The following is a 14,860-nucleotide window of genomic DNA, read 5'->3' as shown; positions in this document are numbered from 1 at the left end:
CATGCTAAAATTTGTAAAAAACCATATGGAAAGCATCACCGGTATTGAAATATACCCGATTATTTCTTTACTTATATTTTTCATCTTTTTTGCAGTCCTGTTTTGGTGGGTTTTTACTGCTAAAAAAGACTATATAAAAACGGTAAGCAACTTACCATTAGACAACCAAAATCAAACAGAATTATGAGAAATTTCATTCCATCTTGGGTAAGAGTACCAATAGTATTCTTTATCATCTTCGGACTTGTAGAATATTTTGTAGATTCTGGTGACAAGCCAGCATTTATAGAACAGCCCATAGTATTACTATTTTTATTGTTAGTACTATTAGTTCTTATCGCTATTGAAGCTATCGTTGCTTCTGTTGATAATATTTTGTATCAAAGTTTAGATGAAGCAGGCAAAGCAAGATATGATTCGAAAAGAAGTAAAGTACCAGAGTTTAAGTGGATAAAAAACACTTACAAAAAATTATTAGGGTCAAAACCTATACAAGAAGAACACGAAATTATTTTAGACCATAATTATGATGGCATAAAAGAATTAGATAATAATCTTCCACCATGGTGGATATACAGCTTTTACATTTCAATAATATTTGCTATTGTTTATTTAGCAAGATTCCATGTATTTAATGGTGAGAATCAATATAATGAATTAGAAACTGAATATGCCGAAGCAAAAATTGCAATTGAAAACTATAAAAAAACAGCTAAAGATTTAGTTGATTTTAATACCGTTGAATTATTAACTGAATCATCCGATTTAAAAGCTGGACAGAAAATTTTCGAACTCAATTGTGTAGCTTGCCATAAAGCAGATGGTGGTGGTGGTATTGGTCCGAACCTAACTGATGAACATTGGATATTAGGTGGCGGCATCAAAAATGTATTTAAAACTGTTTCTGAAGGTGGTCGTGATGGTAAAGGTATGATTGCTTGGAAACAAAGTTTAAAACCAGCCGAAATTGCTCAAGTGTCAAGTTATGTTTTACAATTTCAAGGCACCATGCCAGCAGAACCAAAAGCAGCAGAAGGTGAGGTTTGGGTTGCTGAAAAAGAATAACACATTGTTAATACAAGTACAGTAAACTATTTTTTTACCAATTCAATTAGGTTAAAAAAATCCAGACCTGTTAAGTTTACATAACCCTAACAGGTCTAACAAAATAAAAAACACTTTGGAAACCCCAGAAAAAGAATCATTTAGAGACAGCATCGGGACACTAACCGATGAAGGAAAACGTGCTTGGGTTTATCCAAAAAAACCAAGTGGTAAATACTATGAGAAGCGTAAAATAGTAAGCTATGTTTTACTTGCTGTATTATTCGCAGCTCCGTTTATAAAAGTTAATGGCAACCAATTCTTGATGTTTAATATTTTGGAACGCCGCTATAATATATTTGGTTTTCCTTTTTGGCCACAAGATTTTCATTTGCTGGTAATTTCAATGATTATTGGTGTTATTTTTATTGCGCTTTTTACTGTTGGTTTTGGTCGTATATTTTGTGGTTGGATTTGTCCACAAACCATTTTTATGGAAATGGTTTTCCGACGTATTGAATATTGGATTGATGGAGATAGAAACAAGCAACGTAAATTAGACAAACAAAAATGGGACGCTGAAAAAATAAAAAAACGTGTTTTAAAATGGTTTATATTTTTAGTCATTTCGTTTTTAATTGCCAATGTGTTTTTAGCCTATTTAATAGGTAGTGATAAACTTTTAAGATATATTATAGATGGTCCTTTTCAGCATTTGGGCACATTATTTCCTCTAATTATTTTCCCAGCAGTATTCTATTTTGTATTTGCTTGGTTTAGAGAACAAGTCTGTATTATAGCTTGCCCTTACGGAAGATTGCAAGGGGTATTACTCGATAATAAATCCATAATTGTAGCTTACGATCATAAACGTGGTGAAGGTAAAAATGGCAGAAAAAAGTTTAGAAAAGATGAAGACCGAAAAGAACTAGGACATGGTGATTGTATAGATTGTTTACAATGTGTGCACGTTTGTCCAACTGGAATTGATATTAGGAATGGCACCCAACTAGAATGTGTAAATTGTACAGCTTGTATTGATGAATGCGACCATATAATGGAAAGCATCAATCTACCAAAAGGCTTAATTAGGTATGCTAGCGAAAACGAAATAGAGAAAAAAGAGAAATTTAAGCTTACCGCAAGAATGAAAGGCTACATTGCCGTACTAACCATTCTAACAGGAATTTTAATTGGCATGCTATTGGTACGAAATGATGTTGAGGCCAGAATATTACGCTTACCAGGACAACTATATGAGCATAAAAAAAGTACTATTATTAGTAATGTATTTACATATAAATTAGTAAATAAAACATCAAAAACTATTGAAAACATAAGCTTTAAACTTAGAAAGTATAAAGGTGAAATTAAATTAGTATCAACAACTAACAATTTTGTAGTACCAGAACAAGGATTAGCAGAAGGTACGTTGTTTATTGAAATTGATAAGAACGAATTAAAAGGTGATAAAAACAAACTAACTATTGATGTTTACAGTGGTGATAATTTAATTGAAACCACAACGGTTAGTTTTTTAGCACCAAGAAGTTATAATTAAAATAAGTTAACAGTGTTCAGTCTTCAGTAGGCAGTGCACTCCATTGAAAAAAAAAGTTTAATTAAAAAAGATTCCTGCTTTCGCAGGAAGCAAGATTATGAAATTTAATTGGGGAACTGGAATTGTATTGGCTTTTATAGGCTTTATTAGCTTTATTATGTACTTTATTATTACTATGAATACAGACAGCAAATACGACCATGATTTAGTTACTGAAGATTATTATAAGCAAGAGCTAGAATTTCAAAATGATATTGATAAACAGAAAAATGGCAATGCTTTAAAAACAAATATAGATTGGAAAAAAACGAATGAGGGTATTGTTATATTATTCCCTGAAGCGTTAAAGACTGAAAATATAACTGGAAAAGTGTTCCTATATAGACCATCTAATAAACAATTTGACTTTGATATTACTATTTCATTGTCAAACCACAATTTGCTCATACCTGACAAACGTTTGTTAGGTGGTCGTTGGAACATTATAGTAGATTGGCAATATAAAGGAAAATCGTATCTCTACAAAAAAGAGATTGTGTATTAACTAATTTTTAGTATCACCTCGAGCGCAGTCGAGAGGTCATTTAAAAACATAATAAACACTAAATTAGGTCTCGACTGCGCTCGACCTGACAAAATAAGATATGCTTTGGTCTGCACTTATATTGGGTCTTTTAGGAAGTTTTCATTGTATTGGTATGTGCGGTCCTATTGCGTTTATGTTGCCTGTAGACCGAAGTAATTCTACTAAAAAAATAATACAAATTTCCATCTATCATTTTGGTAGATTATTAGCATACAGCTTAATTGGATTAGTTTTTGGTCTAGTAGGAAAAAGCCTTTACATATTTGGGTTACAACAACAATTATCTATTATCATAGGGATTTTAATGATTATTGTAATACTAATTCCTGTACGTACCTTTAATAAGTATAATGTCTCAAAACCACTTTATAAACTCATTTCTAAAGTAAAATCTGCTTTAGGTAAAGCCTTAAAAAAGAAAACTGCCGATACGTTTTTAACTATTGGTTTTTTAAATGGATTTTTACCTTGCGGATTGGTTTATATGGCAGTTTTTGCATCTATAACAACAGGTAATGCTTTACAAGGTAGTTTGTATATGATGTTATTTGGTCTAGGTACTATTCCATTAATGACATCTGCTATTTATTTAGGAAAATTTTTAAATACTACTATAAAACAACGTATCCAAAAAGCTATTCCTGTTTTTGTAGTTATAATTGGATTACTATTTATTATTAGGGGTTTAGGCTTAGGTATTCCTTACCTATCGCCTGCTCCAATTACAGAAATAACTTCGAGTGGCATAGAGTGTCATTAAAATTATTTAAATTCATAAAAAAAGAATTATTACTAACTAAAACTATATTTTAAATGTTATAACTGGTAATGTAGAATGGTTTGCAACATCTTCCCCCACGCTACCTTGAAAGAAATGAGACAAGCCTTTTCTGCCATGAGTAGGCACAGCAATTAAATCTGCTCCCATTTTAATAGAAAAATTTAATATACCATCTTCAACAGTGTAATCAGACACGTAATACACATCTTTCATACGGTCTAAATTCCTATCAGCTTTAGTAAAAAAGTTAACAACGAGGCGTTCAATTTCTAATGAATTTTTAAATCTATCATTAGGTAAATTTACATAAACCAAATACATTTTAGAACCCATCTTCTCGAACAACTTTGAAGCGTTTAAATAAGCCTTTACTGATTCTTCTGAAAAATCGCAAGCAAATACTACATCTTCAAAATTCACTTGATTTAATTTGTTTTTTAGCACCAATACGGGAATATCTGCATTGCGAACCACACGCTCTGTATTAGACCCTATAAAGAGTTCTTTAACACCACTTGTTCCGTGAGATCCCATAACAATAAGATCTGCATCATGTTTTTTCGCAACATCATTTACCTCACTAAAAACCTTAAAGTGCTTAACTATTGGAGTAACTTTTATACCCTTTAAGTAATCTTTATCAAGAAAGCTTTCAAATTTTTGTTCTGCTAGCTTAAAAAAGAATACTGCCTTTTGGTTTTGTAATCCGTCGCTTGCATTTAGCATAATATCAGACATTTCTAACATATGTAATGCTAACAGTTCCGCATTGTTCTTCTTTGCTAATTTAGCCGCAGCTTTTAAAGCAAACTCTGAATGCTCAGAAAAATCTATAGGTACAATAATTTTTTTCATTAGTTATTTTTTTTAGGTTCCCATTATATTCATTATTTAATATGTTATAATAATGAATTCATAAATCTTTCGATTTCATGGGAATGACAATTTCAACTGGTACTTCGATGACTTTCATCGAAGCGCTTTTATTCTATTAAACAGTCATAGAAAACAATTGCACATCAGGTTGTTTTCGTTGCAATAACACATCAAATGCCATACAAATATTTCTAACAAATGGTTGACCTGCTTTTGTAACTTCAATACTATTTGAGTTAATAATTAACAATCCATCATTCTCCATTTCTTTTAATTGTATGAGTGTTTCTGGTATTTCTTCAAAATAAAGACAATCTTTTGTCCATGAAGTTTTAAATTGACACATTAAATTAAGAATATGCTTTCTTATAATTAAATCTTCTTCGTTTAAAATATGCCCTCTATACACAGGAATTATATCTTCATTTATTAAACGATAATACGCTTCAATACCTTTTACATTTTGAGCAAATCCATACCAGCTGTCGCTAATTGAAGACACTCCTAAACCAACCATCGCTTGGGTTTTAGATGCTGTATAGCCCATAAAATTCCTGTGCAAACTACCATTTTGTATTGATTGATATAAACTATCTGTGGTTAACGCAAAATGATCCATTCCTATTTCATGGTAACCAACCTCAGCAAGTAGTTCTTTGCCTAATTCGTATTGAGCGCGTTTTAATCCTGCCGATGGCAAATCGGTATCTTTAAAACCACGTTGTCCATTTCCTTTTATCCAAGGCACATGTGCATAACTATAAAATGCTAACCTATCTGGAAACAGCTCTTTTGTTTTTAATATGGTTTCTTTTACATGCTCTAAAGTTTGAAATGGTAGACCAAAAATAATATCATGCCCTACCGATGTATATCCAATTTCTCGTGCTAATTCTGTAGCGCGTTTTACATTTTCAAAAGGTTGAATTCTGTGTATTGCCTTTTGCACCGTTTCATTATAATCTTGTACACCATAACTTACTCGCCTAAAACCTACATTGTAAAGTGCTTGTAAGTGTTCTCGCGTTGTATTGTTAGGATGTCCTTCAAAACTAAACTCACAGTTTTCAGCAAGTTTGGCATCCTTTAAAATACCATTTATTAGTTGTGTTAAATTTTCTGGACTAAAAAAAGTTGGTGTACCTCCACCAAGGTGCATTTCTTTAATTATTGGCTTTTCATCAAATAATTCTAAATATAAATGCCATTCTTTTAAAACCGCATTTATATAAGGAGACTCAACACTATGCTGTTTTGTAATACGTTTGTTGCAACCACAAAATGTGCATAAACTTTCGCAAAAGGGTAAATGAATATAAAGACTTATACCTTCTTTTAAATTACTTTCTTTAAACGATTTTGCTAAAGATTGTTTCCATTTTTCTAATGAAAATGTCTCATCATCCCAATAAGGCACCGTTGGGTAACTTGTATACCGCGGTCCTGCAATATTGTATTTGTTTATTAATTTGCTTAACATACCTAACTTTTATAATACAAAACTAATAAATGGCTTAGATTAAAAATATGATATATGTCATATAGAATATTTGCAATTCCATAATTAATAACTTAACTTTCGAATAAATAAAAATACTAGCAAAATGAAAAAAATAAGCTTCCTATTAATTGTTCTAACATTAAGTGTTTTAGCATGTAAAAGTGATAAAAAAAAGACTGAAAATACAGAAGATGCTGTAGCTACTGAAATAAAAGTAGAGACACCAAAAAAACTTAAAATAGCTTTAAATGCCAAAAGCAATAGTAATGTTTCTGGTAATGCCGTGTTTAAAGAAGAAAACGGTACGGTAACTATGACTGTTATTATTGATGGTTTAGAGCCAGGAAATCATGCCATCCATATTCATGAAAAAGCGGATTGTTCTTCGGATGATGGAAAATCTGCTGGCGGACATTGGAATCCTACTGCAAAACCACATGGGAAATGGGGCGATGAAACTGGTTATCATAAAGGTGACATAGGTAATTTTATTGCCGATGAAAATGGTAACGGCACCAAAACGTTCTCTACAGACGAATGGTGTATTGGTTGCGAAGACGAAACCAAAAACATTGTTGGAAAATCTGTTATTGTACACGCTGGAGAAGACGATTTTACATCGCAACCCTCTGGTGCTGCTGGTGCAAGAGTAAGTTGCGCAGGTATTATTGAGTAATAACTACTTACAAAACAACTGCATACGCAACTAGTAAACTTCTTAAATGAATTTAGAAACCTTAGTAGAAAAATTTAAGCAAAAAGACGAAAAAGCTTTTGAAAGTTTATACAATATGTATAGCCATAGCATGCATGGTGTTATCTATAATATTGTAAGAAATCATGATATAGCTGAAGAGGTCATGCAAGATGTTTTTATAAAAGCATGGCATAAAGCCGATAGTTACAATAGTGAAAAAGGACGTTTTTTTACATGGATTTTAAACATTGCCCGAAATGCAGCTATTGATAAAACACGATCTAAAAATTTTAAGAATTCAAAACAAAACCTCAACTCCGATTTTTTCGTAGATATACTTGAAACCAGCGATAATTTGGATAATAAAACAGATGCCATTGGTATAAAAAAGTTTGTAGATAAACTAGCTAAAAAATGTATAGAAGTTATCGAACTTCTATATTTTAAAGGCTATACACAAACCGAAGCATCAGAAACACTTAATATGCCAATTGGGACTATTAAAACCCGAAACAGAAATTGTATTAAGGAATTACGAAGCATGGTTTTAAACTAAAAAATGGATATTAAAGCATACATAGAATCTGGAATTTTAGAGCTTTACGTAGCTGGTACTCTTTCTGAAAAAGAAAACAAGGAAGTGTATACACTTATGCAACAATATCCTAAAATATTACAAGAAGTTTTAGAGATTGAAGCTGCCATTATTAAGTTAACAGCTTCCACTTCGCAAAGGGATAACAACCATATTTTACTACGTATTAAGCAAACTTTAGGTTTTGATGATGATGGTAAGGTAATTTCAATAACTAAACCAAAATACAACTGGTTAAGCTACACTGGTTGGGCAGCATCTATTGTTTTAGCTGTTGGATTGTTTTGGACAATGAATCAAAATAAGCAATTAAAATACGAGGTTCAAACAGCCGAAATACAACAGTCTATTTTAGAAATACAAATTGCAGACGCTAAAAACAGTTTAGAAAAAGCCAACACATTAATATCAGTTTTAAGGGATGAAAATATAACCGAAGTAACCCTAGCGGGTCAAGGTAATTTTGCCAACACCTATGCCAAAGTATATTGGGATAAAAACACACAACGCATCTTTTTAGATGCTCAAGGTTTACCTGAGCCACCAGAAGGAAAAGTATACCAAGTTTGGTCTTTAAAACTGAGTCCGCTTACACCAACAAGCTTAGGAACAATTGATAGTTTTACAACTGACGATAACAAAATCTTCGAAATTGAAAACTTAAACGAAAGTGAAGCTTTTGGGATTACTTTAGAACCTGCTGGCGGAAGCGAAACACCAACCATGGAGCAACTTTATACTTTGGGTGTGGTTAGTTAGTAGTTGCCCATAACACAAGAAAACCGAGATAAATGACAAAACTTGGATTTTTAATAACAATGATTTTCGCAACTATTCTGATTAGTTGTAATTTGGAGAAATCTAAAACAAATTCCGAAAGTGAATATTTAAATCATACCGAAAAAGAAACGGATACGCTGACAAAGCATCTAAAATCATTCAAAGCTGAATTACCAACAATAGGCCTTTTGATGTATAATGGAGTTTTACAAAGCGAAGTAATTGCAACATCTGATGTGTTCGCAAAACCGACCGAAGATGGAAAACAGCTTTTCAATGTTATATCAATAGCCGAAACAAAAAATCCAATCACAACGGAAGAAGGAATGCGATTTGTTCCTGACTACACATTTGAGAATTGCCCAAAATTAACAGCTTTATTCATACCGAGTGCTTATGATATGTATGCTCAAGTCCACAATGAAAAAATTGTAGATTTTATAAAAGAGAAAAATAAAGAAACTAAATATACTATTAGTAATTGTGCAGGAGCTCAATTAATCGGAGCATCTGGAATTGCGGACGGAAAGAAAATCGTTACTTGGGTTGGTGGAGGGAAGCAATTACAAGAGGATTATCCAAATTTAAAGGTTCAAAACGACAGTTTAGTAACTTTTGTCGAAGATGGAAAATTCAGTTCTTCAAACGGAAATTTGGCAAGTTATATTTCTGCATTGAATTTAGTAGAAAAAATGACCAGCACAGAACACAGAAAGTTTGTCGAAAGCTATTTATATCTTGACCGACTTCAAAACTGGGACGAATAAACACTGCAAAAAACGATATATATCATATACAATTAGTTGGTTAAAAAATTAAGTATGTTACAAGCCCGTACAAATTAAAAAAATAAGCATCCTCTAAAATTTAGAGGATGTTTGTATTTTTATGAAAAATTACATATAAAAACTAATGAACACCCTAGACCATTTCTACTTTAACAAACAAGAACCTAACAAAAGTTGCTTGCTAACTATGCGAGATATGGTACTTAAATACCATAAGAATATAACAGAAACTCGAAGATATGGAATGCCTTGTTTTTGCTATAAGGCAAAAATCTTTTGTTATTTATGGGTTGATAAAAAAAGTAATGACCCCTATTTTTTGATGGTTGAAGGAAAACATCTTAATCACCCTCACCCTAAATTAGAAACAGGAAATAGGTCTCGAATGAAAATTTTAAGAGTAAACCCTAATAAAGATTTACCAATTGCAACCATAGATTTAATTATGAGTCAAGCATTGGGTTTATATCTACTATAAAAGAAAGTGCCCAATTATATTTCTACAATTGAGCAACTTTCAACCTAACAATCAACCATCAAAAAATCAAACACTTCAATCTATTTTCAAAACCTTTCTTTTATAACTTTTGTACTTTTTGAGTTGTAATTGGACCTAACTCAAATGTACTTTGTAACAACTCCTCTTTTAGTTCTTTTACCTCATTTAACTTACCATTTGCCTTATAAATATGTGCTAAATGAAACATAGCTTCTGGTTCAAACGTTTTTCCAACTACATGATTTTCCATAATTTCTAAAGCATCCTCTATATCACCTTGATTGTAATAAGTCCACGCTAATAAATCGTAAGACTGTGGTGTTGGTCGGTTGTCAATTTCAGTATTTGCAAGCTTTAAAGCTTTTACTGTATGCTTAGAATCTTCAGCATAAATAAGCGTATTATGTTTATTATACATAACACCGTACATGTCATTATTTATTGCCGCTTTATATAATTTTAATTCCGTGTCTTTTAAATTAGAATCACCTTTGTATTCAGCAATTTCAGCTTTTAGTAAATGATAATCTGGAGTATTATAGGTTTTAGTAATTGAGTTTAAAATACGAAGTGCTTCATCTGGGTTTTCCTCATAAGAATAAACAATCCACGCAATACCTTTTTTTGCATAAGCATCTTCAGCATCTAATTCTAATGCTTTTAAATAATGGCTATAAGATGCTTTAATTTCCCCAGCATGCCCATAATAATCGGCTAAGTTTGCATATACCCATTGCTTTGTTGATGAAATATTTGAAGCCTCAGCAATTACTTTAGCTTGTTCCATATATTTTATAGCAGCCTCTAAATTACCGCGATGATCTGACCATTTTGATAAGCGTATTAAATAATCGAAATCTGTTGTATTAATAAATGCATTTAAATACGATTTTGCCAATTTATAGTTACCCAGTTCTAAATACACATCGAATAACATTTTTTGGGTACTTTCTAAACCTTCACCAATAACTTCGGCTTTTTGTAATAATTCTAGGGATTCTTTAAACCGGTGCTGTGAAATGTAATTTCTTGCCAAAGCTCTTAAATAACCCACTTTTTTATAATGACTTAACTCGTTGGCTGCAATCAAGTTTTTTTCGGCTTTAATTAAAGCTTCTATATTACCTGTTTTAGTAAATATTTGAGATTGAGATGCTGCGATTTTTGATAAGTAAGGAAACTGATTTGGTTCTTTTTCATGCTTTTCTTCCCAAAATTTTAAATCTTCCTTTGCAAGTTGCAACATCTCGTTCTCAGTAATTTCTAAATAAATATTATAATCGTTTGTATCTGTGATTTTTTTTGATTTATTATTACAGCTTACTATAATTAGTAATAACAAAACAAATGCTAATTGATTTATAGTTTTCATTGTTATTTGATTTAATGTTTTTTTGTTTGTTTAGGTTTTGTGTAGGTTAAAACATCAGAGCATACTAAAATTAATATGCCCTGATGAAGTAGCTTTTACCATGGTGAAGCTAAATAAGGAAATGAGGTTAAAAAGGCTTTATCGTTAGCGTCTACATTATCGTTTGATAATCCAGGGTTTTCGCTAAAATCTTCTCCACCAAAGATTAATAGTAATTCAACAGTAATAACATCGTCTGCTAAAGCACGACCTGTTAAAACATTAGTACCATCATAAAAAGTAGTTGTTCCATCTAACGATACGTTTAAAACATCGGTAGCTAAAAGACCTGTAAATGCTGCAGATGTTTGGCCTAGCGCATTCATATCCCCAGCATTAGCGAATGCGGGACTTAACCCTTCCAAATTTGCTTGAAACATGCTTTGAAATGCTGCATCTTGAGCAGACGGAATAGTTACGTTAAACATATCTTTACTTGAACCAGATACAAATACTGTATTTACCGCTGGTCTCCCCATTTGATCTTCTTGAGCATAAACTCCTGAAAAATCTGGTGATTGATCTATTACTACAGTGTCATCATTATTCGAGCAATTAAATGCTAATAGCGAAAGTGTAAATGCTACGCTTAATATTTTTAAATTTTTCATAATTATTATCTTAAAATGGTTATTTATTATTTTCTTTTAGATTCAACCCATGTATTAATAGTTCCAGTACCACCAATCATTGATTTTGGTACTTCAACTACAATAGACATTACATTAGTTCCCGCAAAAGTATCTGCACCTGGCATATTAAAACTGGTTGCTGTGCCTCCAATAATTGCAGAATATTGAGCAAAATCCATAAAGAAAGGATCATCACGAGGGCCAGCAAAAAAACTCATTCCTCCATTAGTTGAAATGTTAGCGCTAGAGCCTGTTGTAATATCTACAACACCACCAACTGTTGACGCTATTTCAATAGTACTATTTAATCCAGCTTGCGATGGCGCTACAGGCCCAAAGAAGTACATTTTACCATTTCTTGGAATGGCTTGAATGACTAAATCTTCAACATTATCGCCTGTAGTATCAATATTAAATTCTACTAAAACATTTTCGTCAAACGTGGCACTTGATGTTGCACTTGGACTTAGCAACCCTTGTAAATTGGCTACAAAAACTAAATTGTTTGTGTCTGCCCCTTGAAAGGCATAAAAATCGGTAATATCACTATTACCACCCTGTACTGCAGGTGCATCAATGTGATCTGCTGCAATAATGAAGATACTAGCTACCGCTATAACTCCAATTCCTAAAACTCTTTTTAAATTTTTCATGATTTTTTTGAGATTATTTGTTATTATTAATTTTTGACTCTCATGCATACCTACGGAAAAAAGAAAAGAGCGGTTTTGTTAAAATTTTGTTAAGACAAATATTTGCGACTTAACCACCTAAAACATTACATTTACATCTTAATAATAAAGATTGAATGAATCCGTCAGCTCAAGGTTGGATAAAAAAATTGCAACAAGAAGTTGCTAAAAATAATTCCTTTTTAAATTATAATGAAGGTGAATTTTATAGTGCTTTAAGAACTAGCGGCTTTATTTATGGTAGTAATTTAAGTGTTGCTGCAAAAGCTTTAAAAAAAAATGATCTTACTGAAGAAGAGTTATGTAAAACTAACTTATGCTTAACTTTTTTATACATGCACACTAACTCAAACTCTAAACTTTCTTTTGTTGATAGTGTAATAAGTTTTTACACTGGTATTAATGAGCTTAAAATATCTTTTTTCCAAGAGCTTATAGGAGGAAATAAATCTAATGAGCAACTCGAAAAAATCATTCATAAACGCATTCAAATAGATGATAATATCATCACAAAAAGTTTTAACTATTTTATTATAAATGCTTTATTATTTGTTGATGTATTAGCATATTTGGAGTTTTTGAAAAATGAATCTATTTCTGACGATTATATAAAAAATTTAGAGGCAGCCATAGAATCTATTTCATTAAATGTTTTAAAATCTAAAACCAACAAAAACCAATATGATGAGAGTTTAATAAAGCTTTTCGAATCTTCATTAAGACATCAAAGCAATGCCCAAATTAGTTATAAAGACGCGATTAGTATTTTAAAAACACCTCAAGAAAAACAGTATATTTTAGATTTAGCGTGTATGGCAACTTGGAGCGACCGCACTATTGATAAAGATGAACAACAGTTTTTAATAAAATTAGGTAACGACTTACATGTAAATCCATCTAAAGTTGATCAATCTATAAAATCGGTAAATCAATTTTATACAATCAATAAAGATAATATTGCACTATTAAGTTCTAAAAATATTGTAAAAAGTTTTTATGACAACTCTAGCAAAATGGTAACTAAACTTATTTCTAGAAATAGCAAACGTTTATACCAAGAGTTAAAAGACAGTAAAGAACTTATGGTTCTTATTTCCCAATCTACTATTAGAGATTTAAATAAAGAAGAACAAAAAAAAGTACAAGAACAGCTTTTAGATATTTTTAAGTCTATACCAAGCTTAGCAATTTTTTTACTTCCAGGGGGTGCTTTATTATTACCATTAGTAGTTAAATTCATTCCAAAATTATTACCATCGGCTTTTGATGACAATAGGATTGAAGAATAAAAAATGTGATTTCTGTTTTATTTCCGTTAGATTTACAATCAACTAACCAACAAAACCGTAAATGACTTCTTACTCAATTAACGACATTAACAATATTTTAAATGGGGAATTAATAGGACATACAAGCCAAAAAATTAATGGCCCTGAACAATTACAAAACGCAAAGAATAATCATATAACCTTTATAGGAAGCAGTAAATATGTTAAACATTGGGCAGACTCAAAAGCCTGTGCTGCAATTATAAATGATAACTTGAATGTTGAACCTGGTGAAAATCGGGCGTTAATAAAAGTGAAAAATGCAGATTTAGCCATGGCTAAAATATTGGAATTATTTAATCCGCCAGCACCAGAATTTGAAGCCGATATTCATCCTACTGCGGTTATACATACAACAGCTAAAATTAGCAACGGTTGTAAAATTGGAGCAAACTGCTACATTGGTAAAGATGTAGTTTTAGGAAACGGCGTTGTTTTATACCCAAATGTTTGTATTTTTGATGAAACTACTATTGGCGATAATACCATTGTTTGGTCTGGAACCGTAATTCGCGAACGTTGTATTATTGGTAGTCATTGTATTTTTCACACCAATGTAAGTATTGGAGCCGATGGATTTGGATATCGCCCAAGTGACGATGGTAGGGGCTTGGTTAAAATACCACAAATTGGTAATGTAATTATTGGGCATTATGTTGAGATTGGAGCAAACTCGTGTGTAGATCGTGCTAAATTTAGCTCCACTCTTATTGGCGATGGTTGTAAAATAGATAACCTTGTACAAATAGCTCATAATAGTATTATGGGACGTTCTTGCATTATGGCAGGACATAGTGGTTTAGCTGGTTCTGTAACTTTAGGTGATGGTGTTATTATTGGCGGAAGTGCTTCTATTAAAGACCACACTATTATAGAATCTGGCGCAACTGTTGGTGCTGGTTCTGGTGTTATGAATAATGTAAAAGCAGGACAAACTGTTTTAGGTTACCCAGCGCAAGAGGCGCGAGATATGTTAAAACAATGGGTTGCAGTAAGGCGCTTTATGAAAAATCAATAGTTTAACTTTTTTATAACTATAACCACTAACACATTATTGATATGTTTTAAAATTAAATCGGATATAAATTG

General features: G+C 31.8%; 17 protein-coding genes. 12 read left to right on the top strand and 5 right to left on the bottom strand.

The features are described 5' to 3' along the window. The first annotated feature begins 1 nt into the window (after position 1). The 5 genes from RG22_RS12905 to RG22_RS12885 all read left to right on the top strand — a co-directional run bounded on the left by RG22_RS12905 (position 2) and on the right by RG22_RS12885 (position 3,951). Positions 2–187 (top strand): cytochrome c oxidase subunit IV, encoded by a 186-nt coding sequence (locus RG22_RS12905; protein ID WP_034043941.1) that lies wholly within the window; start codon positions 2–4, stop codon positions 185–187. Continuing rightward, positions 184–1,065, top strand: a complete 882-nt coding sequence (locus tag RG22_RS12900) for a cbb3-type cytochrome c oxidase N-terminal domain-containing protein (protein ID WP_034043938.1) — start codon at positions 184–186, stop codon at positions 1,063–1,065. Before RG22_RS12905 ends, RG22_RS12900 begins: the two co-directional genes overlap by 4 nt. A gap of 115 nt (positions 1,066–1,180) precedes the next feature. Further along, positions 1,181–2,605, top strand: a complete 1,425-nt coding sequence (gene ccoG / locus RG22_RS12895; RefSeq protein WP_034043935.1) for a cytochrome c oxidase accessory protein CcoG — start codon at positions 1,181–1,183, stop codon at positions 2,603–2,605. Between the two features lie 97 nt (positions 2,606–2,702). Beyond that, positions 2,703–3,149, top strand: a complete 447-nt coding sequence (locus tag RG22_RS12890) for a FixH family protein (protein WP_034043932.1) — start codon at positions 2,703–2,705, stop codon at positions 3,147–3,149. A 100-nt stretch (positions 3,150–3,249) separates the two neighbouring features. Continuing rightward, positions 3,250–3,951: a sulfite exporter TauE/SafE family protein gene (locus RG22_RS12885; RefSeq protein WP_034043929.1), complete on the top strand. Its 702-nt coding sequence runs from the start codon at positions 3,250–3,252 to the stop codon at positions 3,949–3,951. A gap of 42 nt (positions 3,952–3,993) precedes the next feature. On the opposite strand, the gene RG22_RS12880 is transcribed toward RG22_RS12885, so the two are convergent. Next, complete coding sequence (locus RG22_RS12880; RefSeq protein WP_034043927.1) at positions 3,994–4,827, bottom strand: universal stress protein; 834 nt, start codon at positions 4,825–4,827, stop codon at positions 3,994–3,996. Between the two features lie 136 nt (positions 4,828–4,963). Next, complete coding sequence (hemN, locus tag RG22_RS12875) at positions 4,964–6,328, bottom strand: oxygen-independent coproporphyrinogen III oxidase (RefSeq protein ID WP_034043924.1); 1,365 nt, start codon at positions 6,326–6,328, stop codon at positions 4,964–4,966. Between the two features lie 124 nt (positions 6,329–6,452). On the opposite strand from hemN, the gene RG22_RS12870 reads away from it, so the two are divergent. The 5 genes from RG22_RS12870 (at position 6,453) to RG22_RS12850 (ending at position 9,687) form a co-directional block, all read left to right on the top strand. Beyond that, complete coding sequence (locus RG22_RS12870; RefSeq protein ID WP_034043922.1) at positions 6,453–7,025, top strand: superoxide dismutase family protein; 573 nt, start codon at positions 6,453–6,455, stop codon at positions 7,023–7,025. A gap of 46 nt (positions 7,026–7,071) precedes the next feature. Continuing rightward, positions 7,072–7,602, top strand: coding sequence for an RNA polymerase sigma factor (locus RG22_RS12865; RefSeq protein WP_034043919.1), 531 nt, complete (start codon positions 7,072–7,074; stop codon positions 7,600–7,602). Positions 7,603–7,605: 3 nt separating this feature from the next. Then, positions 7,606–8,400: an anti-sigma factor gene (locus RG22_RS12860; protein WP_034043916.1), complete on the top strand. Its 795-nt coding sequence runs from the start codon at positions 7,606–7,608 to the stop codon at positions 8,398–8,400. A 32-nt stretch (positions 8,401–8,432) separates the two neighbouring features. Next, positions 8,433–9,188, top strand: a complete 756-nt coding sequence (locus RG22_RS12855) for a DJ-1/PfpI family protein (protein ID WP_034043914.1) — start codon at positions 8,433–8,435, stop codon at positions 9,186–9,188. A 145-nt stretch (positions 9,189–9,333) separates the two neighbouring features. Then, entirely contained in the window at positions 9,334–9,687 is a 354-nt protein-coding gene (locus RG22_RS12850) for a DUF1801 domain-containing protein (RefSeq protein WP_034043912.1), read from the top strand. 100 nt (positions 9,688–9,787) lie between these two features. Here the strand turns inward: RG22_RS12850 and RG22_RS12845 are convergent, their stop codons facing one another. From RG22_RS12845 to RG22_RS18215, 3 genes are all read right to left on the bottom strand, one after another. After that, positions 9,788–11,080 (bottom strand): tetratricopeptide repeat protein, encoded by a 1,293-nt coding sequence (locus RG22_RS12845; protein WP_052143737.1) that lies wholly within the window; start codon positions 11,078–11,080, stop codon positions 9,788–9,790. 95 nt (positions 11,081–11,175) lie between these two features. Beyond that, positions 11,176–11,730, bottom strand: a complete 555-nt coding sequence (locus RG22_RS18220; protein ID WP_034043910.1) for a DUF4331 family protein — start codon at positions 11,728–11,730, stop codon at positions 11,176–11,178. 26 nt (positions 11,731–11,756) lie between these two features. Beyond that, complete coding sequence (locus RG22_RS18215) at positions 11,757–12,404, bottom strand: DUF4331 family protein (RefSeq protein WP_034043908.1); 648 nt, start codon at positions 12,402–12,404, stop codon at positions 11,757–11,759. A gap of 155 nt (positions 12,405–12,559) precedes the next feature. Here RG22_RS18215 and RG22_RS12830 point away from each other — a divergent pair, with 155 nt between their 5' ends. Next, positions 12,560–13,732, top strand: a complete 1,173-nt coding sequence (locus tag RG22_RS12830) for an LETM1-related biofilm-associated protein (protein WP_034043907.1) — start codon at positions 12,560–12,562, stop codon at positions 13,730–13,732. A gap of 61 nt (positions 13,733–13,793) precedes the next feature. Then, complete coding sequence (gene lpxD / locus RG22_RS12825) at positions 13,794–14,789, top strand: UDP-3-O-(3-hydroxymyristoyl)glucosamine N-acyltransferase (protein WP_034043905.1); 996 nt, start codon at positions 13,794–13,796, stop codon at positions 14,787–14,789. Positions 14,790–14,860 lie beyond the last annotated feature (71 nt).

The sequence above is a fragment of the Wocania ichthyoenteri Th78 genome (genome assembly GCF_000789235.1).
Classification (GTDB): domain Bacteria; phylum Bacteroidota; class Bacteroidia; order Flavobacteriales; family Flavobacteriaceae; genus Wocania_A; species Wocania_A ichthyoenteri.
Note: the sequence above shows the minus strand (reverse complement) of the source record. Positions and strands in the feature narration are given on the sequence as shown.